This window comes from Nitrosovibrio tenuis, assembly GCF_900109785.1.
GTDB classification, from domain to species: domain Bacteria; phylum Pseudomonadota; class Gammaproteobacteria; order Burkholderiales; family Nitrosomonadaceae; genus Nitrosospira; species Nitrosospira tenuis_A.
On the sequence record NZ_FOBH01000013.1, the window covers coordinates 17,791 to 42,095 of the forward strand.

The window sequence follows — 24,305 nt, forward strand, 5'->3', positions numbered from 1 at the left end:
TAATCTCGATAATCCGACTCACGCCGGTTGGAACACAGGCTTGCTTATTTGCAGCCTGCCCCGGTAACTGCAGCTCGACCCGTAGGCCGACCGTCATCTTGTCAGATTGAGGGCCGGTCCTATGCACCTTATAGCGTTTTGCCGGAATTACCGCTCCAGTCTTCGGCATCTATTCCAGTCCTGGCCTTTGTATCCCGGTTGTTTAGCCGGGCAGCATGATCGTCTTTTAAAAGTTCCGACGCCATTCTCTGGTGAAAAGCAGCTTGCTTTATGGTTTCCTCTGCAGCTTGCTGATACTTGTTCAGCAAAGCCGAAGTATGCGATTGGTAATCTTGTGCCTGTCTACCATAGAGATAGCTTTTTTCTTCGTAATGCTGAAGAAGTTTCTTTTGTTCTTCTACTTTTACCAGCAATTCCCTGGCGGTATTCTCATATTGCTTTGCCAACCTGTTGTGGTCGGCATAAGTCGTGGCGTTCTCTGCAGCTTTACGAATACTGACATTCTGTGCCTCGAGAGGACCCATTTGTGCGCAGGAGGCCAGCAGACCTATGACTAAAGCCGCAGCAAATTTTCCTATTTTCGTTTTCATGGTAGTAATAAACACAAATAGAATGGAGTGATGGCATCCTATCCGAGTCAATACTATGCGTATATTGGGGAAACCCTTGTTTTAGTCTAAGGGAAACCCTTAGACAACATTGTTATGGTAGAAGTATCAATTAGTCCCCCGCCTTCGCGGGTGCTGAAGGGTGCTTGATTGAAAGAATAAAATTGAACACTTTGAGTACTTTCTGTGAGTATTTTATTTGCGGGTCCCTTGCTCAGAAGCAACGTTTCTAGCGCTCTTCCGAAATCCAGTGGGTGGCATAACGTATCAGGTCGGCGCTATCCTTTAAATTCAATTTCGCGCGAATGTTGAACCGATGCGTTTCGATGGTCTTAATACTGCGGCTAAGCAACCTGGCAATTTCCTGGCTGCTATGTCCGGACCCGATCAAATGCAGCACCTCAAATTCACTGGGGGTTAAGTTGTTGATCAATGGTTCAGGCTCCGTACTTCCGATCGCCACCCGATTCAGCAGCCTCGCGTGAATTTGCTTGCTCAGATAAATATTTCCCTTCAATACTTCGCGGACGGCAGTTATCAGTACTTCACCCGGCTCCTGCTTCATTACGTAACCGCGCGCACCCGCCCGCAAAGCGCGCTGGGCATAAACGCCTTCATCGTGCATGGAGACGACGAGCACAGGCAACGCGGGGACCAGGCTATGCATGTTTTTTATCACCTCGAAGCCGGAGAGGGTCTTCAGAGACACATCCATCAAAACGATACTGGGATGAGGCTCTGTCCTGAGTCTGGCCAGCGCTTCGTCACCGTCACCCGCTTCGGCAACCACCTCCATGTCAGTCTCGAGATTGATGAGCATTGCCATACCATGGCGCAACATGGCATGGTCGTCCACGAGCATCACTTGGGCTTTCTTGGTTGATGTGGCTGACATTAGACCCCTTGCATCTCCAGCCGCACCTCTATGCCGCCTTGGGCACGCCTCAGGAATTCCAGCGTCGCGCCGAGCTGTCTGGCGCGATACTGCATGATTTTAATGCCCATCCCCGGGGTGGTTGCGTTCTTGTTGTCAACGCCCGCAAAGCCACTGCCATTGTCGGATATCGAGAGACAAAGAATTCCTTCCTCCGAGCCCAGCGAGATTGTTACCCGCTGCGCACCCCCATGGCGTATCGCGTTATTGGCTGCCTCCTGGGCAATCCGGTACAGGTTAAGTGCGAGATTATTATCATCGATAACAACTCCGTTTTTGTATATAAAATCGCATGTAATCTTGTAGGCGGACGCGATCCTCGATGCAAAGGCCTGCAACGCGGCTACCAGGCCATTGGTCTCCAGCTCAAACGGGAGCAGTCCCTGTGCGATCTGCTTGCACTGCATCACGGCGGTCTGCGCCTGTGCCGCAATCGAAGCCGCAACGGTTGCCGCATCCACGCTGCCCGAGGCGGATATTTTTTTCTCCAGCGCCTTGGCTTGATAGCTAATTGCCGCAATCTGCTGCCCAAGATTGTCGTGCAATTCCTGCCCGAGCGAACGCTGGTGCTCTTCCGTTATGGAAACGAGTGTCTGCTCCAGAGTTTTACGCTCAAGCCACCTTTCCAGATCGCTCGCAATGGCGTCGATGAGCCTCTGCTCTTCAGGCACCAGGAACGGTTTGTCTTCAGGATAAAACACGCGCAGTTGGCCGCAGGGTTTATTGTTGACGCTGATTTTCGATTGCAGCTCATGCGTAAGACCCTGGCCGTGATTTGCTGAGGTGAAGCGCCTGCCATCGAGCTCAATCACGGCGGTCGCAATTTCCGGGAATTGCATGGCGGGAATCAGGTGCTCGAAAATCTGCTGGCACGCACCATCTATCGATAATTCCAGTCCCATGCCGCGGCGAATTTCATAGAGGCAGGTGATCTCCTTCAGGCGCTCGCGCAGCAGCTCGTCGACCTGCTTGCGCTCCAGCCACATCTCCAGGTCGCTTGCGACAGCGTCGATGAGCCTCTGTTCTTCGGGTACCAGGAAGGGCTTGTTTTCCGGATAGAACACGCGCAATTGGCCGCAGATTTTATTGTTGGCGCTGATCCTGGATTGCAACTCATGCGTAAGACCCTGGCCGTGATTGTCTGACGTGAAGCGCCTGCCATCGAGTTCGATCACGGCGGTGGCAATTTCCGGAAACTGCATGGCGGGTATCAGGTGCTTGAAAATCTGCTGGCAGACATTCTCTACCGATAATTCCAGTCCCATGATGCCTCGGCGAATTTCATGTAGGCACGTAATTTCCTTCAGGCGCTCGCGCAGCGTCTCATCGATCTGTTTGCGCTCCAGCCACATCCCCAGATCGCTCGCGACTGCGTCGATAAGTCTCTGCTCTTCCGGCACCAGGAACGGCTTGTCTTCGGGATAGAACACGCGCAGCTGGCCCCACGGTTTATTGTTGGCGCTGATCGTGGATTGCAACTCATGCGTAAGACCCTGGCCGTGATTCTCTGAAATGAAACGCCTGCCATCGAGTTCGATCACGGCAGTTGCGATTTCCGGAAACTGCATGGCAGGAATCAGGTGCCTGAAAATCTGCTGGCAGACATTCTCTACCGATAATTCCAGGCCAATGCCGCGACGAATCTCATAAAGACAGGTAATTTCCTTCAGACGCTCGCGCAGAATCCCCCCTGTGTTTGAATGCCCATCCGGCGTGGGAAGGGTTGCATCTGCGGGGCTTGCGTCTGCGTCGCTTTTACCCTTGCTGGTCATTGAAATTTTTCATCATTCATCAATCTGATGTTTTCGTCCGTTTCATATACATCTACCTGATTTCATCAGCGCCTATCGCTTGTTGAAAAATTCCAGGACCCAAACCTTATAAATTATGCAGCGTCTCTTGTGTTCTGTGCAATGCTGTTCGTTTTTTGGACCGAACAGGGTAGTGGATGAGGAGGTGTTTCCGCGGAAGTTGCCAGCGACAACATGGATTCCCCTATGCACGCAGCTGATTGCCGAACGATGCGTAAAGCTGGCGCGCGGGTTGAATCCGATACGCCCGGTCGGCCCCGTTCCCATTCACGGTATCGCACCCATACCCCCGGGGTTTGCATCCAGATTCGCTTCAGCTCGCTTTACATAGCTCTTCAAAAACATCCGCTGCTGGCTATCGGGAAAGACGATGGTAACCATGTCGCCCGTGGTGCCGACGACCTGACCTTTTCCCACTTTCGGAACTTCCACTGGGGTGCCAATGGGGAACGAAAACTGTAGCAAGGGTTTTGTTTCCCGAAAGAGGCTCGAGCTCGGGTGCCGATCAGGAACAGGCTGTGCCGATAGGGCTTTTTCCGGCGGGTTCAGGCAATTATCGCAGTGCCCGCAGCGGTCCCATTCCACTTCCTCATCGAAATACTCCAGAAGAATCTTCCATCGGCACAATCCGCTCTGGGCATAAAATATCATGCGTTCCAGCGCCTGCCGGTCATGATCGGCTTTTTTACGCGATGTGGCGGCAAGTTGAGTCAGGGTTTCTGTGGTAAGATTTTCATTTCGAAGGCGATAATCCAGAGCTTTATCACGCACGAGTATGTCCCCATCCTCCAGCAGCTTTAGCATTACCTGAAGTCGGCGAACAGAATATTGGGGAATCCGAGCATGTAGCCGCTCGAATTCAACCACAGGCTGCTCCTTGAGGAGGCCCTGTACCGTTCGATAGACTTCTCGCAGCTCTTCATGCCCCGGATGATGGCGCGCCAGGAAGAACTGCTGTATCCGTTTATCCTGTGTGTCGTAAAGAAGCGTGCACCTGGCGGGTTTTCCGTCACGCCCGGCACGGCCGGACTCCTGATAATATGATCCAAGGCTTCCCGGAATCTGGTAGTGCACCACGAACCGGATGTCAGGCTTATCAATACCCATGCCGAATGCATTGGTCGCCACCATGATCCGGCTGTGGCCCTCCATGAAGCGTTGCTGGTTTTCGTTGCGCACTTTTCTGGGCAGATGTCCATGGTAGAACGTCACGCTGTCCTCGACCATCCGCAATGCCGGTATCAGATCGTCCACCGCTTTTACGGTGGCGGTATATATGATTCCGCTGCCTTCGCTCTCCTGAATCAGGTGTTGCAGTTTCTTGAGTTTTTCGCCCGCGCTTGTGGCATGTACGACGTTGTAGCTCAGATTGGCTCTATAGATGCCTGTATTGACAATATGGATGGTGGGACGCTCCAGCTGCCGGACGATGTCGTCAATTACCTCTGGTGTGGCAGTCGCGGTCAATGCGAGCACCGGGGGGCTGCCGAGCGCCTTGATCGCATCACTCAATGCGAGGTAAGCCGGGCGAAAATCATGCCCCCACTGCGAAATGCAATGCGCTTCATCCACGACAAAGACGTTTATCGTGATGCGCTGCAGGTTGGCAATGAAATCAGGATCGGACAGGCGCTCAGGCGTAACAAATACAACTTCGCTGCGCGCCCGCCGGATATTCCGTAACGTTTCCGACTTTTCCTGCGTGTTGAGCATACTGTTGACCTGGGCCGCATCAATCCCGACCTCTTCCAATTTTTCGGCCTGATCCTTCATCAGGGAAATGAGAGGCGAAACGACCACGGCAGTGCCGGGTAATTTTAACGCGGGCAACTGGTAGCAAAGCGATTTGCCGCTTCCCGTTGGCATGACTGCAAGTGTGTCTTGCCCATTCAGCACATTCCGAATGACCTCCTCCTGGCCGGGTCTCAAGTGAGAAAGACCGAAAACTTCATGCAGGCTTTCTTCCAGGCTATCCTGCTTATCGGGCAAGTTTTTCATATGGTTAAATCTGTTTGCCATCATCCTGCCTTATCAATTATCCTGTCCTATATCCTCTTTCCTATACCCTATTTGGTCAGCCTCTGTTCCTCTGTTTGCTCAGCTGTGGCCGCCCCCTTGCACTTATCCTGTCATCATATCCTGAGCAGGGATGCCAACGGAGATGCTCGGGAAAATAAAAGGCAGGTTACGATGGACCGCATGATTTGCGGTACGCCAGCCGAGGTCGAGCCGGACAAGCCGGAACAACGTTAGCGCGGCATGCTTGAGATGTAGTGGTCGCCGTAGCGAGCGTACCGATTCTTCAATCCACTTTTCCCTATCATCTGGAGCATCAATGGACAAGCAACTGACTCCCGAAAAAATTATGCAGACTGGTATGGCCTTCTGGCCAGCGAAAACCCTATTATGCGCTGTCGAGATGGGTCTTTTCACGGAACTGGCACAAGGACCGAAAAATCTGGATTCGCTACGCGAGCGGGTAGGACTGCATCCGCGCGCCGCGCGTGATTTCCTCGACGCGCTGGTAGCACTCGGGTTCCTGAATCGCGAGGGAGATCGCTATAGCAATACGCCGGATACCGATCTGTTCCTCGACCGGACCAAGCTCTCCTACATTGGCGGAATACTTGAGATGGCAAACCGCCGCCTCTACCCGATCTGGAACAACTTGACCGAAGCGCTGCGTACCGGTGCGCCGCAGAACGAATGTAAGAACGGAGGAGCGGATCTCTTCGAGACTTTATATGCCGATCCCACCGGCCTGAATGAGTTTCTCTCAGCCATGACCGGCGTCAGCCACGCAGCCAACACCGTCATCGCTCAGTCCTTTCCGTGGCAGGGCTATCACACATTCGTGGATGTAGGTACCGCGCAGGGGGACCTCGCGGTCCAGATCGCGCTGGCGAATCCTCACTTGCGCGGCCTGGGATTCGACCGGCCAGAAGTTGGGCCCATTTTTCAGCAGTATACGGAAATCACAGGTGTCGCCGACCAGGTCGCTTTCATGCCCGGCGACTTCTTCAAAGAAGATCTGCCCAAGGCAGACGTTGTGCTGATGGGGCACATCCTGCATGACTGGGACTTGCCCACAAAAAAAATGCTTATCCGGAAGGCATTCGACGCGATCCCTTCCGGTGGCGCGCTCATCGTTTACGAATCCATCATTGATGATGACCGGTCAAAGAATGCCTTCGGATTGATGATGAGCCTGAACATGCTCATAGAAACGCCGGGGGGGTTTGATTATACCGGCGCCGACTGCACTGGATGGATGAAAGAGGCTGGATTCTCGGCCGCGCATGTGGAGCAGTTGGTCGGACCGGACTCCATGGTTATAGGAATTAAATAAGGGATGGAATTAAATGAGGGATCAAATAAGCTGGGCCATGTTTACTTCGATCTGCCTATAGAAGCTCGGGATCTCCCGATCTCCCACTTACCCTGCGGATTGATCTGAGAGGAATATGATCTCCTTGGGGGCATTCATGCATGAGCTTTTTATCCCGTCGTCCTGCATTGAGCATATTCGTCGCATTAGTTGCTTCGCGGCAATCCTGTTATCGGGCTTGCCAGCCTGCGCGTATACGGAGGAAATTTCCCCTGCCCAGGAAACTTCCCCTACTGAAATCCCTGTAGCAAGCTCTGTTCCAACCCCTGTTGGCATCGCGGTGTTCAACATGGCGTGGGCGGGGACCATCGACGATTTCAAACGCCATGTCGAAGTCTGTAGCGCACCAGAGGTTGACTGGTGCGACAGCCGGGTAAAGATTTCGCGGGGCGCTTCGCATCCAACACCGGAAGAAGAAGCTCGCGCAAAGAAATGCCAGGAAGCCTTCATTGCAGCAGCCGGGGGCTTTGACACGGCAATGATGATCGCCCCATGCAACGCCTATGGGAAGCATCCGGCAAGAGCGGAAACAGTTGAAAATTACAATCTCAAGCTGGATGGTTTGCGAGCAGCCGTCGAGGACTTGATTCAGAACGAGAAAATTAAGGTAATCGCCTTTCAGGAAGTTAAGTCACAAGAGACTATCGAGCGGGTACTTGGAAAATTCGCCGGGCAATTCGATGTTTGTGCCGCGCCGCACAGCGCATTTCAGACGGTCGCATTCGCTTGGGATAAATCGATACCAGCAGGCGCAAACAGATGCACAACGAACCGGGAACTTGCACTCGCGGAAAATCCTGGGGATAAACGCGCGCACCGGGTCAGGCCTGGCTTGGCGCTCGAACTCGTGATCGGCGGCTCACCCGTGACTTTCCTGAATGTCCATCTCAAGTCGGGCTGCGCCAACCTGAAGACTGCGCCTGGTTTCCCGGGTCACCAGCTCACGGACTCCGAGCCGGCCTGCACGGTTCTCAACCGCCAGATTCCCATCCTGGAGGATTGGATCGAACAAATCGCCAGTCAAAGTCCTCGTTTTATTTTGCTGGGAGACTTTAACCGGCGAATAGACGAGGAAGCCAGAGCGCGGATTCCCAAGGCCCAGGTGCGCGCGGATGGCTCCGACCCGGCGGGGCCCAATACCAGGGATGAGTTCGGCAGCGTTAAAAGCAATTACCTGTGGCAAGAGATTGCCGACGGGTCTCCTTCAATGTACCAGGTGCGCCTGACATCCACGGAGCCAGGCTGCACCGGCTTCAAGGGGCTGGATCACATTGTCATAAGTGGCCCGGTCAGGCGGGCACAAGCGGGCGCGCCGCGCTCAAGCAAGATCGCATTGGTAAAGAGCGGCCGCCAGTCCATTGCAACGAGCGATCATTGCCCAAGAATCACTATTCTTGAGTTTTAAAAGTATCGGCGCACGGGGAAGGCATTCGTCGTTGTGCGGCCTTTCGCACAGATATGTTGCATCGAAATGAGGATCATGGAGCCGTGATTAATCACATGCAAGGAGGTGCGCCATGAACAACATGTTATTGTTTTGGGGTACATATATTCTTGTACTCGTGTCCGGTTTAGGAATTCTGGGAGCAAGCTGGAGCTGATCGGATAGCCGACGAGATACGGCGAGGTAAAGGTAAAACAATGGCCCGCAGCGGCAACCGCTCCGGGCTATTTCATTTTGGGGGGATTAAAAGGCGCGGAGCATTCCGGGCAGAGATTACGCCAAACGACTTGCGGAGTACGTGATTTTTGCACGGTCCGCCGCTGTCAGCCAATTCTTACGCTGCCCACGCAGCTTTAAAGCGCCGGGAGTTCATGGCGAGTTCGTGGCTGGTAAAGTCTCATCGACCGCCACCATTTAAAAGAAAAAGCCCGCGGATTGCTTGGCGCAACTCAACGGTTTTTAGCCCGCGCCTTGGGCGGCACCAGGGCCCCGTGGTTGGCTCGCAGCCCACGCAAAAACTCTTCAATATACGGGATGAGTTCGAACAAAAGGATGGCCGCCATGACGGAAAGCACATAGGTTGCAGGCAGCGGTGGATCCTTCCAGGCTAGATCGAACCGGGCAGCTTCCGTACCAAAGCCGAACAGCGCAAGAAACTGGTCCCAGTGACGGGATAGCACGAACAGAATTGCCATGAGGGGAATCATCTCCAGAAAGCTGTGCACGTGCTGCTCGATCGGGGTCACATCCCGGGCGGTAACCGCATAACGGACATCCCACAACGCTGTAGCTTCGTGAATGAAGAACGCAACAATCATAATGGCGATGATTCCGGCGTTTATCTGCAGGAAGATCGCTGCGAGCAGCGGCAGGCCGAGCTCGGCGAACATGAGAAGGTGAAGGAGCGATTCCTTTGCGCCGGTCGTCCTCTCGATATGGGATGCGCGATGGCAGAGCCAATCGGCACAGCCCGCCATCAACCAGACCGGCAGAATGAAATACATCAATATGAGAAGCGTTGGATCGTTCAGCATGGCGTTTTTCCGCCTTGGGAAAATGCGGGGACACACTCTCGATTCATCATTGGGGCTTATCCAGCATTTGAAGCTGAAATATCGACCCCTACGAATGAAGAACTTGGGAACGAAGGACCTGGAACGAAGAATTTGGAACGAAGAATGTGAGAACGAAGACCTTGCAACGCTAACTGGTCAGGCCGAGATAACCAACGGCAACTCCCCTGCCAGGCTGGCAACGTCCGCCAAGCTTCGTACTGCTTTCCCCGCGCAACCCTCCTACTGCTGGGGAACCGCGCCGCGCCATGAGCCGGTTTCTTTGCCGCGCCCTTCAAGAAATTCCTTGAAACCCCTCAGGTTATCACGGACTTCCATTTTCACCAGTCCTAATACATCACCGATTCCTTCAACAACATCACGAGGCTCATAGTCCATTTGCAGCATGACTCTCGTGGCTGAATCGGAGATTTTATGGAATGTAACGACCCCTGCGTTTTTTGCACCGCTGGTGCTGTGCCAGGCAATTCGTGTGTCAGGAATTTGCTCGGTAATTTCCGAATCCCATTCCTGTTCTTTGCCGGCAACCACCGCGCGCCAATGCAAATGTGTGGGGTCAAGCTGCCGCACTTCCTTTACCCCCTTCATGAACTTGGGAAACTCCTCGAATTGCGTCCACTGATTGTATGCGGTACTGACCGGCACGTTGACTTCCACTGACTCTTCAATCGTCGACATCGTTTCCGATCCGGGAGATTTACGGAAACGTTTCGATAACATGATTCCTCCTGCGGCAAGCGCGGCAAGCGCTACAATTTTCTTCAACATTTCAAGTACCTCCGGTTATCTGTTTGCGATAGGATCGTTGCCCCGTCCATTCATCCCTGAAAGCCTTCGGTTGACCCTGGCTTTGGGAAAATGCCTGGTTACGGTCCTGGACCGAGATCTCATTTTTGAGACCTCATTCTTCACGGGAAACTTGTCCAGAACTTCTCCGAATGCAATTTCCTATTATGGTGCGAATGATACCTACATAAAAACGATCGCTCTGTTCGGTGGTGTACATTGTGAAATGGAGTGGTTGAAGTCCGTCATTTGAGCAATAATATAGCGCTTGCCCATCTCCTGCGCCTCGTGTTCCATGCTTGGCGAACCTGTAAACCCCCGAGCCAGTCAGCCAAATCTCTCAAATGAAGCGTTACACCATAGAACAGTTCATGGCTACGACTTCTATATTGGGAGCGTCTTTTAGTGCCGATGAGCAACGGATTCTGTTCAGCAGCAATGCATCCGGTATATTTAATGCCTATACGCTGCCAATAGGCGGAGGAAGTGAAGGCCGAGCCGGCAGGACCACGCCAGAGCCTCTGACTCGGTCTACCGTTGACAGCACCTTTGCAGTAGCCTTCTTTCCCCATGATGATCGCATCCTTTTTACGCGAGACCGGGGCGGCGATGAGAATTTTCATCTGTTCGTGCTTGGCCCGGATGGTGCGGAAACAGACTTGACGCCGGGCCAGACGCTCAAGGCCCAATTCATCGGTTGGCGGCCGGATGGGAGCGCTTTTTTTGTATCAAGTAATGAGCGTGATCCCAGATTCTTCGATATTTACCGCTACGATGCAAAGACTTACGCCCGGACTTTACTATACAGGAACGAGCAGGGATTCGATTTGGGGCCGATTAGCCGCGACGAGCGATGGATGGCGCTGAACAGGTCCAATACCACTTCCGATAGCGATATCTATCTGTTTGATATCGGCAAACAAGAGATGAAACACCTTACCTCGCATGAGGGCAGCATCAGTTATCGTGCGGAGACGTTCGATCCAGCCTCGCAAAAGCTGTTTTTTCTCACGAATGAGGGAAGCGAGTTCAAGCGCATTTGCACCTATGACCTGACCACGGCCGAAGTCGAGGATCACGAAGGCGCGGATTGGGATGTAATCAACACCTATTTCTCCCAGGATGGCCGTTTCAGGATTACGGGAATCAATCAGGATGGCAGCATCATGATTCGGATCGTGGAAATTAAAGAGGAAAATGGGGAAGAGGGCGGCGATAAAGGTAAAAGAGAAAATTCGGTAAATATCCCGGCACTTCCGAAGGGAGAAATTCGTGGTGTGGTTTTTTCGCGGAGCAGCACCCGCATGGCCTTTTATTTGAATGGTGACCGTTCCCCCGATAATCTGTTCGTTTATGATTTCTGCACCGCACAACTCCTGCAGCTTACCCAGAGCCTGAGCAGTGAAATCGACGAGTCAGACCTGATCGACGCGCAAGTGATCCGTTTCAAGTCTTTCGACGGAATGGTGATTCCATCGATCTACTACAAGCCGCATGGAGCTTCGGGATCAAACAGAGTGCCCGCTATCGTGTATGTTCACGGGGGGCCGGGTGGGCAGACCATGCGCGGCTATAACGCTCAGATTCAATATCTGGTGAACCACGGCTACGCCGTGTTGGGGATCAATAATCGCGGCAGTTCCGGTTACGGCAAGACTTTTTTTACCGCGGCAAATCGCAAACATGGACGGGAGCCCCTTTGGGATTGCGTGGAGGCCAAAACCTATCTCGCCAGTCTGGGTTACATCGACCACGAGCGTATCGGCATCATGGGCGCCAGCTATGGCGGCTATATGACATTGTCCGCGTTGGCTTTCCGCCCCGAGGTTTTTAAAGTAGGGGTGGATATTTTTGGCGTCAGTAACTGGCTTCGTACGCTGGAAAACATTCCGCCGTATTGGGAATCCGTTCGTAGAGCCATTTACGATGAGATTGGCGATCCGGTGAACGATATAGATATCCTGGTCGCGACTTCCCCGCTTTTTCATGCCAAAGAAATACGAAAGCCTTTAATGGTTATTCAGGGTGCCAACGATCCGCGCGTGGTCAAGGCGGAGAGCGATGAAATCGTGGAAGCGGTCAGGAAACACAATGTTCCGGTGGAGTATGTAGTCTTCCCGGACGAAGGGCACAGTTTCACCAAGAAGAAAAATCAGATCGAGGCCAATCGCAGGATTTTGCAGTTTCTGGAGAAATACCTCAAAGGCGACGAAAGCGGAAACAGATAAGGTGACGGGCAACGATCGCTGAATGTCGTCAGATCGAGCCTGTCGAACACCCATCCCTATCGTGGAAGCGGCGCGGCGGTTTCGCCAAAAAACTCGCGTATCAGGAAATCTTCAACTCCTTTACTGTCTTCAAGGCGTGCCGACAGGACAACCACGCGATCGAGCCGGAACGACTCCCAGTTAAAATCACCTTTGTGATATTCCCGGATCAGTTCGATCATTTTCCGGGCGACCGCGCGGTGTATGTCGCCATCCGGTCCGGCAGTGACTTCAATTACTTCGCGCCGGGGATTGCTGCTATCCATTCTCCAGGCGCGAAACAAAAACTGGGCGGTGCGCGGTCCCATCCGCGTAATTTGAAATATGCCGGTTGCGCCGGGTTCGCGAAGGTTGCGTTTGACGTTGGCCATCCTGAGCTCTTCCTCCGATGGCTCGCGCTCGACATTTTTCGGTTCTGCCGGCTCATCTTGGAAAATCCCTCCAGCACGGCGGCGCTCCCGGGTTTCGTTCATGTAGGCCGTTAGGTCTTTGGGAGCTGTGGGCGGGGTGCGCGCAAGCGTTGACGGCGTTTCGTCCTTCGGAGCGCCTTTTTGGGATGAGGGTTTTGCCGGTTTGGGCTCGTTAACGCCCAGACGTGGCTGAGGTCTGGGGCTAGGCGGCGCCTTTGTGCTTTTCTGGGGAACCGGCGCCGATTTTTGTACAGGCTTTTCCTCAGGCAGTTCCACGAAGCTTGCTTCGATCGGAGGCGGAGCGTTAGTTTCAATTTTCGGAGCGGTCAGAAAAAATCCGAATGCCCAGATAATAATCAACCAGATGGCGGCTGCCAGCGGCAAAGGCCACCAGACTTGAACCTCCCTCGACCTCGATTTGACCATGCGTGCGGTGTATTTACTGATGTTTAACCGCAATCAGGAAGTGCTGCGCACCAGCGGACCGGGCCCGCAACATGGCCTGCACGACCATTCCTTGTGGCGCATCGTTATCAGCGGATACGACCAATTTCTGGTCGGAATCCTGAAGTAATGGTTTGAGCGTCTCAGCGAGCGTCTCCAATGTGACGGGTGTACGGTTAACAAAAATTTTGCTGTCGTTTGTCAGTGTTAGGGTTACCGGTGCTTTGGTATTGAGCTTCTCGGCCTGGCCCTGAGGCAGATTCACCTGCAGGGAGTCGAGGTTTTGCATGGATAATGAAGCCAGCATGAACGTTGCAAGCAGGAAAAACATCACATCGATCATCGGGATGATTTCGATTCGCCCCTTGCGAAAAACCCTGGGCTTACGCAGTTTCATGATCGAACACCCTCCTGGTCGAGGCGGATATGGTCGATCAGACGCGTGCCAAGCCGTTCCATCTCGTCCATTGTTTGGGATTGCAAACGCGAAAAATAATTGAATCCGAACAGGGCAACCAAAGCGATGACCAAGCCAACCACGGTTGCAATGAGCGCTTCGGCCACGCCTCCCGTTACCGCTGTAGGGTTGACGACGCCCTGACTGCCGATTACCTGGAAGGCTCGCATCATCCCTACGACGGTTCCGACGAGTCCGAGCAGGGGCGCTGCGGTAACGATTGTTTCCAGCACCCATAGCCTGCGGGCAAGCGAGGTTTCGATCAGTTGAGCCTCATCGGCTGCACGAGATTCGGTCCACCATGATGGTCGATGACGGTTACTGATGACCACCTCGAAGAACCGCTTGTAATAATGCCGTTCGTCCAGCCCTGAAAGAATTTTTTCCAGATCGGCCCAGGCGAACCCGTAGGTCTCGACGAGGTTCAGCAAGTCGTGCGACAGGCGGGCGAAGCGCCAGTAGACGAACGCCTTCTCGAGCATGATGGCCAACGCGACGACCGCCAGCAACGATAACGGCAAAATGATAAATCCGCCGAGTTTCAGCGCGGTCCAGGTTGCATTGAGTTCTTGCATGTTTATCTCCGAACGGGGCAGGTATCACCCCTTTTTCTGGTTAAAAATTGATTTACCAATTAAACCCTATTTATTTACAGCGTGGCAGGTGGTTCGGCACAACGCATCAAATAAACAGGATGGGCTAGCCGCACCCATCCTGTAGCGTCGATTTTAGCTTGTCAGGGCTGGGAAATTCTGCCCGCGAGATAAGGGGCACGTGTAGTTCTTTCAGTTATGAGCTGGTCCTGTATTCCTCGAGGCAAAACCTTCCGATTTCCCACCTGTAAGATTTTACAGCTATGCACTTCTACCATTTTAAGGTTTCATAGCTCTGTTATGGCTGCGCAATTCGGCTCAGCTTTTTAAGTTTTTTAACGAAATTTACGGTTAAAAATGACGCTGGAGGAATTATGGGCATCCCTGAGATGACCACAAACGCCACCGAACTTATGGTCGATAAGCTGGACAAGCAGTTTCCCGCCGTTCTTGAGCAGAGTTTGACTGAAATTTATATTTTTGACGCGCAAACCTTGCGTTTCAAGCACGTTAGCATGGGTGCCCAGCGCAACCTGGGCTATCACAGAGAAGCGTTTTTTATGATGAAGGCGCTGGACATCATGCCGGAATTTGACGAGGTATCGTTCCGGGCCTGTGCCAAACCGCTCATTAATGATGAGCAAGAAGTTTTGACTTTCGAGACTATGCACCTGCGCGCTGACGGCACGGTCTATCCTGTGGAAATTCATTTGCAGCTATTTGTGCAGCCGGATCCCGGGGAATTTTTGACGATCGTTCTGGATATTACTGCCCGCCGTCGCTCAGAGGTAGCGTTGCAGCAAAGCGAGGCGCGGTTCCGCGCCATGATCAATACCATTCCCCAGTTAACGTGGGTAGCTGAAACCAACGGCTCGCGATCCTGGTACAACCAGCGCTGGTTCGATTACACAGGCACAACGCCAGAAGATATGCTCGGCTGGGGTTGGCAGAAAGTGCACGATCCCGAACTCCTTCCGAAAGTTCTGAGAAAGTGGGCAGATGCAACAGCCGCTGGGCAAGCGTTCGATATGGAGTTTCCTTTGCGCGGCGCCGATGGAAACTTTCGAATATTCCTGACACGGGCTGAACCGCTAAGGGATGCAGAAGGCCATATAGTACAGTGGTTTGGTAGCAATACGGATGTAAATGAGCAGAGGCTCGAGGAGAAAGCCCGACGCGAAACAGAAAAACGGCTCCAGGTAGTGATGGAGAATATGAGCGAAGGTCTCATCGTATCGGATTCTGCACGCCAACTGCTGTACTGGAACCCGGCGGCGCTTAAGATGCATGACATCCGTAATCCGGAAGAAGTACGGCTCGGTCTTCACGACTTTATGCAAATCTATGAGCTGGCTACCATTGAGGGATTTGTTCTGCCTTTTGATGAGTGGCCGTTCAATCGCATTCTTCGAGGTGAGCATTTGCACGATGTAGAGCTACGCATCAGACGTATGGATAGGGACTGGGAGCGTATTTTCAATTATTCCGGAGCGGTTTCTCAATACGACGAAAGCAACGGGCTGGCGTTCCTGACCATTAGAGATATTACCGATCGTAAACAGGCTGACGAAGCTTTGCGCGATGCAAAGATGAATCTCGAGTCAAAAGTTGATCAGCGCACTGCTCAGCTTCTAGCCAAGAGCAAGGAGCTGGAAAATTTTTGCTATTCCGTTTCCCATGATCTTAGGGCGCCGCTGCGAGGAATAGATGGTTACAGCCGCCTTTTACTGGAGTGTTATCACGAACAATTGGATGAAGAGGGCCGGAGCTTCTTAAGAAATGTGCGGACGGCAACGAAAAATATGACACAGCTGATTGAAGATCTGCTCGCATATTCGAAGCTCGAACGGAGAAAGTTATCCGCAACGATCGTAGAGCTTTCCAGCTTTGTTTTCGATTTATTGGATCAATGCCGCGACACTACTGAAAATGTACGGTTCTCTGTCAATGTCGATGAGTGCCACATTACGGCGGATTCGGATGGTCTCGCGATAGCGTTGCGCAACCTGATCGATAATGCCGTCAAGTTTTCTCGGTATGCTCCTGTACCGGCCGTGGAAATCCTTGCACGAGAAATGGGTGAACACTGTGTTATTTCCGTGCGCGACAATGGGATTGGGTTTGACATGCGATTTTACGACAAAATTTTTAAGATATTTCAGCGCCTCCATCGTGCCGAAGAATATCCAGGCACCGGTATCGGCCTCGCGATGGTTCATAAAGCCATGGAACGGATGGGAGGTCAGGTTTGGGCGGAAAGCAAGGTGGGCGATGGAGCGGTTTTTTTTCTGCAATTACCTCTTGCTAAACCCATCTTATCCGTTAATTCAACCAGTATTCACGGTTCAGCCAGGATTTAATCATGAATATAACGTCGCCAATTTTTCTAATCGAAGACAACCCGATGGACGTGGATCTCACGCGGCGCGCCTTCGTTCGTCATAATTTGACCAATCCGCTCCAGGTGGCGCGCGATGGGCAGGAGGCGCTCGACTTTCTTGCCGGATGGAAAGCAGGGGAGCCTGTGCCTTCCCTCATATTGCTCGATTTAAAATTACCCAAGGTGGATGGGCTGGAAGTCTTGCGAATTATTCGGGCGCATCCCACTTTTGGAACTGTCCCCGTGGTCGTTCTCACATCTTCTGCCGAGGACCGTGATATTCATGAAGCCTATTCGCTTGGCGCAAACTCCTATATTGTGAAGCCGGTGGATTTTGAGAAATTTATCGATGTAGCCAGACAAATTGAGCTTTATTGGACAGTTCTCAACATGCACTGCTTTTCCAAGTCGCGGACCTCTGAATGAGAGTCAGTGCAACGCTCAGTTGGCAAATGAGTTGGCAAATGAGTTGGCAAACGAGTTGGCAATGAGCTGGCAAAAATCAAATGATGACAAGGCGCACCGCAAAGACCGCGCCTCGCACCCCTATATTAATAGCGATACTGGAGAAATCCCGCAGTGAGCGCCCGATTTTGCTCCCATCTGATGGGGGGGAAATCGCCGGACAATCGATGTAGTCGGGCTTCTTGGGAACCCATACGCAGGAACGCTGATCGGTCAGCAGCCGGGATACCCCTGCCGTGGCTGCCGGGGTCTCATTCGGAGATTCCGTGAATGAAAATTCTCTACCTGGAGGATAACGCACAAGACGCCGATCTCGTGCGAACCGAACTACGAAAGCGTGCGCCCGATATGCAGTTGGATATAGCGTGTACGCTGACCGAGGCACTGGCAAAGATTAAACTGTTCGAGGAGATTTATGGAACCGGTCTGCAATCGACAGCAGCCGAACCACCATCTGCTTCGGCGGATGGGAACAGTTGTCCTCGCTATGATCTCGTCCTGACCGATCTTAATCTGCCGGATGGAAGCGGGACAACTCTGTTGGCTGAGGTCCGCAGTCAGCATCTGCCGTTACCGGTGGTGGTGCTCACCTCATCTGGCAGCGAAGAGGCACTGGCGCTGCTCCAGGCGGGCGCCGATGATTACGTCATAAAACGTCATAATTTCCATGAGACCCTGGCCCTCGTACTGCGTGCCGCGCTGGATAAATTTCATACGGAAACCAGCCGGCGAGCCGCGCCACTACGGGTCCTGTATGTCGAACCCAACGCCCATGATATCGATCTTGCAAAAAGGGAATTGGCTTCCATTGCTCCGCACCTCCGTATTGAATCACTGCGGACAGCCGGGCAGGTGTTTCAACGCCTGGAGGCGCAGAGTCCACAGGCCACCGTCGACGTTCTTCTACTTGATTATCGCTTACCCGGACCTTCCATCACCGATATTTTAAAAGAACTGTGCCAGGTCCGCGGGCTGGACCTTCCTATCATTCTAATCACCGAGCATGGAGACGAAGAGATTGCGCGGCAGTCTCTCAAGCTGGGAGCGGCTGACTATGTAGTGAAGGGTAATGGTTACCTGCAGCGTTTATCCACTGTTATTGAAAACGCCTGGCTTAGAGCCGAAACATCTCGGAGGGAGAGGGTCTTGCTGGAAGAAAGAACTCGACTTGCTCTAGCCACCGAGGCGGCCGCAATGGGCATATGGGAGTGGAACCCCGTTACCAACAAGATGATCTGGGATGACCGCATGTACAACATATTCGGCGCACGTCGCGGTAGCCTGGTTACTTATGAGACCTGGAAATCCTATATTCATCCTGACGATCTGGCCGAGCAGGAGGCACAGCTTAAAAAAATCAGCAAGGAGGATGGTGGCGGGCAACTGGATTTCCGAATCCTGCGTGGACATGAAACGGTGCGTCATCTGCATATCGCCAAAGCGGTGAGATGGAGTACAAACGGTGATGAATTGAGAATCGTAGGTACTGCCATCGATATCACCAAGCGCAAGCAGACTGAATTGGCAATCCAGCGACATGCGAAACAGCAGGGTCTCATTGCGGCATTCGGACAGCAGGCACTGGCCAATTTGAATATTGATGAGCTATGGGATCAAGCAGCGGTGATGGTCTTACAAGGCCTCAATGTCGGCTTCTGCAAAGTGCTTCAGCTTGCGTCGGATAATAGTCGTTTCATACTTAAGGCAGGGGCGGGGTGGAAAGACGGCTGGATAGGCCGCCATATAGCCGCCACCTACGAGAATACGCAGAACCGTTTTGTTCTCGCGAGTCACCGATCCGTCATAGTGGGGGATTTTCACTCCGAGGTTCGCTTCAAGCCTTCGGCCATTCTCACGAAACATGGAATACGGAGTGCCGCCAATGTGCTTATTTCCGGGGCGGGTGGACCCTATGGTGTATTAGGAGCTTATTCCCGCGATGCCCACCGTTTTACCCCGAGCTGTGTTGATTTTTTGCAGGGACTCGCCAACATTCTTGCGACCGCGATAGACAGAAAAACCACAGAGGAGCGGCTCACTTATTTGGCGCAGTTCGACCCACTGACCGAACTGCCCAATCGGAGCCTATTTCTCGATCGCCTCAACCAGGCGATGCAGCATGCCAAACGCAGCAAGGGTCGAATTGCCGTGGTATTTGTCGATCTCGATCGCTTCAAGATCGTCAACGATACCATGGGTCACAGCATGGGCGACAAATTGCTGGTTCAGGTTGCGCAAAGACTCCGGCAGTGCGTGCGTTCAGGCGATACGGTCGCCCGTCTGGGGGGGGACGAGTTCGCTTTCATTCTTTCCAGTCTGGCCCAGGCCGAAGATGCAACGATGGTTGCAGAAAAAATAATTACTGCCCTATCGCTGCTGTTCGAGCTTGACGGGCAGGAAATCTATATTTCTGCGAGCGTCGGCATCAGCATCTATCCCGGAGATGGTACGGATGCGGGTAGCTTGCTGAAAAACGCTGATACTGCGATGTTTCAGGCTAAAGAACAGGGTCCCGCAATCTACCAGTTCTATCTTCCACAGATGAACGAACGCGCTGTCGCTCGCCTGAAATTGGAAACGCAGCTCCGTGGCGCGCTGGCGCGGCAGGAATTTATACTGCATTATCAGCCGAAGGCAAGTTTGATAACCGGCAAGATCACCGGTTTCGAAGCGCTGTTGCGCTGGCAGCATCCCGCGCATGGGCTCGTGCCGCCACTCCAATTTATCTCTGTCCTTGAGGATACCGGTTTGATTGTATCGGTTGGAGAATGGGTAGTGCGAACTGTCTGTGAGCAGATCCGGAAATGGCAGGACCAAGGCTTGGCTCCTTATCCCATATCGATCAATCTTTCCGCTCGGCAGTTCCAACAGCAGGACCTTGATGCCATCATTGGGAAGACTCTGAAAGTCACCGACATTGATCCCCGTCTGCTGGAGTTTGAGCTGACCGAGTCAGTCCTGATGAAAGAAGCCGAAACGGCCACGAATGCACTCCAGAACCTGAAGTCCTTCGGTGTACAAATATCCATGGATGATTTCGGGACCGGTTATTCCAGCCTGGCTTACCTCAAGCGATTTCCGCTTGACGTACTCAAAATAGATCGTACATTTATCCGGGACGTTACGACAGATCCGGACGATGCGACCATTACTGTGGCAATGATCAAGCTTGCGCACAGCTTGGGGTTGAAAGTCGTAGCAGAAGGGGTGGAAACCAAGGCTCAACTGCACTTTCTGATAGAGAACGGTTGCGACGAGATGCAAGGTTTTTACTTCTCTCGGCCTCTACCGCTCGAAACTGTCTCGCAAGCACTTATTGAAGGATACCGATTGCCGGCATTTTAAGAGGCCTCGCACGGTTCCCCGCAGGGGCACGTGGATAATCCGATTGCAACGCGGCTGCAACGAGTGTCAAGCCTGACAATATAAACAACGCGCAGCGGTTTTTCGCGCGCAGGCGTCGGACGGGAAACGAGTAGATGGCTGAGCCGGGCAAGGTCGGGACTCATCCGGAGATTCTCCAATAATAGCAACGCGCTGGATTCGCCGGCGCACCGCCGATGTTGATTGCGCAACAATCGAATAAAGTTCTTCCACTATCCGCCGTTATTTGTTAACTTAATGCCCGCTGAGCAAGGGCTCCACAGTTCATGAAACCTGTTCAGAATTTCCTGATTTTGCGAATCCCGGTCCGCGGGGGGCGGATGAATTTCTCCAAGGGATAAGATAATGAAAAAAATTATCCTTGCGGCTTGCGTAATATTTGCATTTATCGGCTGTGCTTCAGCACAGCCGGGCGGATTGAATCTGAGATCGCAGGCTGCGCTGATTCTGGATGCGGAGCATGGGCGCATTCTTTTCCATAAGAATGCAGATGCCATCATGCCGATCGCTTCCATTACGAAGCTCATGACAGCGATCGTTGTGCTCGATGCCAACTTGCCTCTGACTGATCAAATTTTCATTGAAGATGGCGACGTAGATATTCTCAAGAATACCCGTTCTCGCTTGCGGGTGGGTTCGAGCCTTTCGCGGCGAGACATGCTGCGATTGGCACTGATGTCTTCCGAGAATCGTGCCGCCGCGGCGCTCGGGCGCACCTATCCCGGAGGCATAGGCGCTTTCGTGGAAGCAATGAACCGCAAAGCCTTTGAACTTGGCATGGGTAACAGTTACTTCGTTGATTCGACGGGGTTGAATAGTGCAAATGTCTCCACAGCACGAGATCTGGCCAAGCTTGTGGATGCGGCCGAGGATTACGACATCATTCGTGAATTCTCAACAACTGCGAAGCACGCCGTAATATTTGGAGATGAAGACCGCAGCCTGCAATTCGTCAATTCCAATAATCTGGTGAGTAGCAGCAACTGGGATATAGGCGTGTCAAAGACCGGTTTTCTCAGCGAGGCCGGAAGATGTCTCGTCATGCAGGCGAAAATAACGGGGAAGCCGGTCATTATTGTGTTACTCGATTCCTGGGGTAAAAACACCCGCCTCGGCGATGCCAACCGTATAAAAAAATGGATGGAGACGGGTTTCGCTCGTAAAGTTCGCGGCTAATCCTCCAGTTCTGCGCGCCCTCCGGATAAATCGCTTTTCTGTTTGGAGCTAACGATCGCCTGGTGGAATTGTCATGCCGTTACAGTTGGTTGCCGCGTTCATTATCGTCTTTCTGATTGTCGTGTTCGCGGTTCAGAATGCTGTGGCCGTAAGCGTCGTATTTTTTCTATGGCGAGTTGATGCTTCGCTTGCCACGGTGATTGCCGCATGTTTTAGCCTGGGCGCTCTTATCGGCGCATTGGTAACGGTCCCAACGATGTTGCGTGAACGCATCTCGATTAGCCGGTTGCGTAAACAGGTTGAAGCCTTGCGTGCCGAGAATGACAATTTGCGCAAACTGAAGAAGGATTCGCCGTCGGCCGCATCAGATTTCTGACAGAAAAGAATACTGAACACGGCGGTTCAGGGGTGACGGTCCAACCAACGGATGGCGTGCTTTGCACGCTACGGCAGCACCGTTGCCGCCGGTAACGTTCATAATATCTGGGACTTATATATCCCTTATGCGCGGACCAATAGACCTTTCGAACAAAATTCACTGTTCTGAGGGTGTTCATTTAGAGCAGCTGAAACGCAAGAATAGCAACAACTGTCGGCGGCAACGCGGCTGCCAACAGGCCTAAAGGATGAATGGCTTCATCCCTGAATGATCTTTTGAGCAGAGCGAAGCCTGCCGGGTTTGGAGCATTGGCAATCACAGTCAACCCCCCGCCAGTAACAGCTCCGGCAACGAGCGAATACCGGAATTCGGCGCTCGTCCCTTCCAGAAGAGACCCCAGGTAAGTCAGCGCTGCATTGTCGGTCACCGCTGTAAGGAGCGTCGCGCCGAAAAAGAGCGTGGTACTGTCCATTCCCGCCAGCATGGGCTGCAGCCACCACTTCTGCTGCCCTCCAAGAACGATCAAGCCAGCGAGAAAGAACGCAACCATTAATCCCTCGCGCAGGATGAGACGGTCCTGGTAGCGTTCATATGCCTGGGTAAAGCCGATGAAGAAGAGGAGCAATCCGATAAAGACGACGGGATGATGAGCAAATATCACTACGCCAATCAGAAAGGCGAGATGCACAAGCGCTACCGGGAGTGGCACTGCGGCGGATAGCCCGTTTTCCTGGTTTTTGATTTTCGACAATTCGCTCTGAAACAGCAAAGTGGCCGCCAGAGCGTTGATTATTACTGCGAGGGCGGCTTTCCAGCCGAAGGCGCTAAACATAAAGGCCGTGTCCCATCCCCACTTGCCGGCCACCATGAGCACGGGAGGCGCCGCGAACGATGTCATCGTTCCGCCTATCGAAATATTGACGAACAGCACGCCGAGGGTGACGTATTTGAGCCGGACGGAAATATCCTTCCGGGAGTATAAGCGCTCGAGCAGAATCAAGCCGGCCAAGGTCATGGCTGCCGGCTCGGTGATGAAGGAACCCAACAGGGGAACGAACGACAGCGTTATGAAATAAAAAGCCTTTCCATCCGGCCAGGGAATGAGCCGCGCGAGCATTTTGACGCAAAGCATGGCGAGTTGCAGAATCGGGCGGCTGCCCGAAATGACCATGATTGCAAACACGAACATTGGTTCGGTAAAACTCTGCTGATTGAGATACGCGACGGCGGTTTGCTTTCCGTCCATGACCAGCATCGCGACGATCAGTACCATTGCCCAGAAGCCAAAAACGACCTCGACTTCGCCCAGAAAATGCCATATACCCGCGTGTGCCGGGTGAACGTGTGCAAGATGCTCGAAGAACTTTGTCGAAAAAGTATGAATCAGCGCGATTCCGAACAGGGCTGCACCAATAATTTCGATAGGAACGGGGTCCATTCTTTTATGTGGATGAGCCTATGCGGATTTAGGATGGCGCTGGGAAGCATCTTCAGATTCAAGTGCTGAATCCGAAGGTTTGAAAGAACGTATCTCGAACCGCTTCCCTGCTTGTCAGCGAGCTCGGATGGGTTTTAGCTGGAAAATGGTTCTATTTCATCGCATCGAGGTTTGCCTGTGCATCAGCATTACCCTGCGCGGCCGCTTTCTTGAACCATTCCTTTGCCTTGGCCGCATCGTTGGGAACACCTTCACCCGAGTAATACATTACGCCGAGGTTATTTTGCGCGTCGGCATTTCCTTGATCGGCAGCTTTTTTAAACAACTCTACCGCTTTGGCGGAATCTTTCGGCACGCCTTCTCCGTTGGCGTATAGCAATCCGAGGTTGAATTGTGCGTCGGCATATCCCTGGGCCGCAGACCGGTGAAACCACGCCGCGGCCTTCTCCGGGTCATTGCTCAGGGTCTTGCCTGACGCATCCTTGGATATGGCTTCCCCTGTGTAGTACATCACGCCGAGGCCATTTTGTGCCTTGGCGTCCCCACTTTCCGCGTCCTGCCTTAATTTAACGAATTTTTCTTCCGGCGTTGGTTCGTTCGCTGCCGAGGGCATGATCTGATTTATCAGCGCCGCTTTTTCTTCTGGCGTTAACTCATTCTCCAGTACCGACGGAATTTGCTTCTCAGAGGTAAATTCATCCGGAATCTTGATCTGTTTTTCGGTTTTGGCAGCGGTCCCGGGAGATTTCTCACCGCACCCTGCAAGCATGAGCAGGGGTACAGCGAGCAATGTAACGAACAAAATTTTCATCGCGTATTATGTCCAGTATTCTGCCAGGCTGGCTCCGCAACAGGCATGGAAAAAAAT

General features: G+C 52.7%; 20 protein-coding genes. 8 read left to right on the plus strand and 12 right to left on the minus strand.

The window, feature by feature from the left end:
- Positions 1-128: 128 nt before the first annotated feature.
- From BMX00_RS12485 to BMX00_RS14420, 5 genes are all read right to left on the minus strand, one after another.
- Positions 129-590 (minus strand): hypothetical protein, encoded by a 462-nt coding sequence (locus BMX00_RS12485; RefSeq protein WP_245728054.1) that lies wholly within the window; start codon positions 588-590, stop codon positions 129-131.
- A gap of 247 nt (positions 591-837) precedes the next feature.
- Complete coding sequence (locus BMX00_RS12490; protein WP_245728056.1) at positions 838-1,503, minus strand: response regulator transcription factor; 666 nt, start codon at positions 1,501-1,503, stop codon at positions 838-840.
- A complete protein-coding gene (locus BMX00_RS12495) occupies positions 1,503-3,314 on the minus strand; it encodes a sensor histidine kinase (RefSeq protein ID WP_090829353.1) in 1,812 nt (603 codons plus the stop codon). The genes BMX00_RS12490 and BMX00_RS12495 overlap by 1 nt, the downstream gene beginning before the upstream one ends.
- A 306-nt stretch (positions 3,315-3,620) precedes the next feature.
- Entirely contained in the window at positions 3,621-5,351 is a 1,731-nt protein-coding gene (locus BMX00_RS12505; RefSeq protein WP_245728058.1) for a RecQ family ATP-dependent DNA helicase, read from the minus strand.
- 123 nt (positions 5,352-5,474) lie between these two features.
- Entirely contained in the window at positions 5,475-5,696 is a 222-nt protein-coding gene (locus BMX00_RS14420) for a hypothetical protein (protein WP_143053106.1), read from the minus strand.
- Here BMX00_RS14420 and BMX00_RS12510 point away from each other — a divergent pair.
- Positions 5,689-6,702, plus strand: coding sequence for a methyltransferase (locus BMX00_RS12510; RefSeq protein WP_177171860.1), 1,014 nt, complete (start codon positions 5,689-5,691; stop codon positions 6,700-6,702). The two genes, BMX00_RS14420 and BMX00_RS12510, sit on opposite strands and share 8 nt — an antisense overlap.
- A 115-nt stretch (positions 6,703-6,817) precedes the next feature.
- Entirely contained in the window at positions 6,818-8,146 is a 1,329-nt protein-coding gene (locus BMX00_RS12515; RefSeq protein ID WP_090829356.1) for an endonuclease/exonuclease/phosphatase family protein, read from the plus strand.
- A gap of 488 nt (positions 8,147-8,634) precedes the next feature.
- Here BMX00_RS12515 and BMX00_RS12520 read toward each other — a convergent pair whose 3' ends face one another.
- Together BMX00_RS12520 and BMX00_RS12525 are read right to left on the minus strand one after the other, a co-directional pair.
- Complete coding sequence (locus BMX00_RS12520) at positions 8,635-9,219, minus strand: diguanylate cyclase (RefSeq protein ID WP_090829357.1); 585 nt, start codon at positions 9,217-9,219, stop codon at positions 8,635-8,637.
- Between the two features lie 261 nt (positions 9,220-9,480).
- The gene (locus tag BMX00_RS12525; protein WP_218141554.1) at positions 9,481-10,026 is read right to left on the minus strand and encodes an SRPBCC family protein; all 546 of its coding nucleotides are present in this window, start codon (positions 10,024-10,026) and stop codon (positions 9,481-9,483) included.
- Positions 10,027-10,415: 389 nt separating this feature from the next.
- Here BMX00_RS12525 and BMX00_RS12535 point away from each other — a divergent pair, with 389 nt between their 5' ends.
- Positions 10,416-12,272 carry an alpha/beta hydrolase family protein gene (locus BMX00_RS12535; RefSeq protein WP_245728060.1) on the plus strand — a complete coding sequence of 619 codons (1,857 nt, stop codon included), beginning with the start codon at positions 10,416-10,418 and terminating at the stop codon, positions 12,270-12,272.
- A gap of 56 nt (positions 12,273-12,328) precedes the next feature.
- On the opposite strand, the gene BMX00_RS12540 is transcribed toward BMX00_RS12535, so the two are convergent.
- Genes BMX00_RS12540 through BMX00_RS12550 form a run of 3 tightly spaced genes read right to left on the minus strand, consistent with a single transcriptional unit; the run spans position 12,329 to position 14,197 of the window.
- Positions 12,329-13,147, minus strand: a complete 819-nt coding sequence (locus BMX00_RS12540; protein WP_090829360.1) for a hypothetical protein — start codon at positions 13,145-13,147, stop codon at positions 12,329-12,331.
- Positions 13,148-13,160: 13 nt separating this feature from the next.
- A complete protein-coding gene (locus BMX00_RS12545) occupies positions 13,161-13,562 on the minus strand; it encodes an ExbD/TolR family protein (RefSeq protein ID WP_090829361.1) in 402 nt (133 codons plus the stop codon).
- Positions 13,559-14,197: a MotA/TolQ/ExbB proton channel family protein gene (locus BMX00_RS12550; protein WP_090829362.1), complete on the minus strand. Its 639-nt coding sequence runs from the start codon at positions 14,195-14,197 to the stop codon at positions 13,559-13,561. Before BMX00_RS12550 ends, BMX00_RS12545 begins: the two co-directional genes overlap by 4 nt.
- Positions 14,198-14,589: 392 nt before the next feature.
- On the opposite strand from BMX00_RS12550, the gene BMX00_RS12555 reads away from it, so the two are divergent.
- From BMX00_RS12555 to BMX00_RS12575, 5 genes are all read left to right on the plus strand, one after another.
- Positions 14,590-16,575: a PAS domain-containing sensor histidine kinase gene (locus BMX00_RS12555; RefSeq protein ID WP_090829363.1), complete on the plus strand. Its 1,986-nt coding sequence runs from the start codon at positions 14,590-14,592 to the stop codon at positions 16,573-16,575.
- A 2-nt stretch (positions 16,576-16,577) separates the two neighbouring features.
- Positions 16,578-17,021 (plus strand): response regulator, encoded by a 444-nt coding sequence (locus tag BMX00_RS12560; RefSeq protein ID WP_090829364.1) that lies wholly within the window; start codon positions 16,578-16,580, stop codon positions 17,019-17,021.
- A 309-nt stretch (positions 17,022-17,330) separates the two neighbouring features.
- Positions 17,331-20,405: an EAL domain-containing protein gene (locus BMX00_RS12565; RefSeq protein ID WP_090829365.1), complete on the plus strand. Its 3,075-nt coding sequence runs from the start codon at positions 17,331-17,333 to the stop codon at positions 20,403-20,405.
- A 384-nt stretch (positions 20,406-20,789) separates the two neighbouring features.
- Entirely contained in the window at positions 20,790-21,620 is an 831-nt protein-coding gene (gene pbpG, locus BMX00_RS12570) for a D-alanyl-D-alanine endopeptidase (RefSeq protein ID WP_090829366.1), read from the plus strand.
- Between the two features lie 73 nt (positions 21,621-21,693).
- On the plus strand, positions 21,694-21,996 hold the full coding sequence (locus tag BMX00_RS12575; RefSeq protein ID WP_090829367.1) for a LapA family protein: 303 nt from the start codon (positions 21,694-21,696) through the stop codon (positions 21,994-21,996).
- Positions 21,997-22,177: 181 nt separating this feature from the next.
- Here the strand turns inward: BMX00_RS12575 and BMX00_RS12580 are convergent, their stop codons facing one another.
- Both BMX00_RS12580 and BMX00_RS12585 read right to left on the minus strand, forming a co-directional pair.
- Positions 22,178-23,437: a putative Na+/H+ antiporter gene (locus BMX00_RS12580; protein WP_090829368.1), complete on the minus strand. Its 1,260-nt coding sequence runs from the start codon at positions 23,435-23,437 to the stop codon at positions 22,178-22,180.
- 151 nt (positions 23,438-23,588) lie between these two features.
- Complete coding sequence (locus tag BMX00_RS12585) at positions 23,589-24,248, minus strand: tetratricopeptide repeat protein (protein ID WP_090829369.1); 660 nt, start codon at positions 24,246-24,248, stop codon at positions 23,589-23,591.
- Positions 24,249-24,305 lie beyond the last annotated feature (57 nt).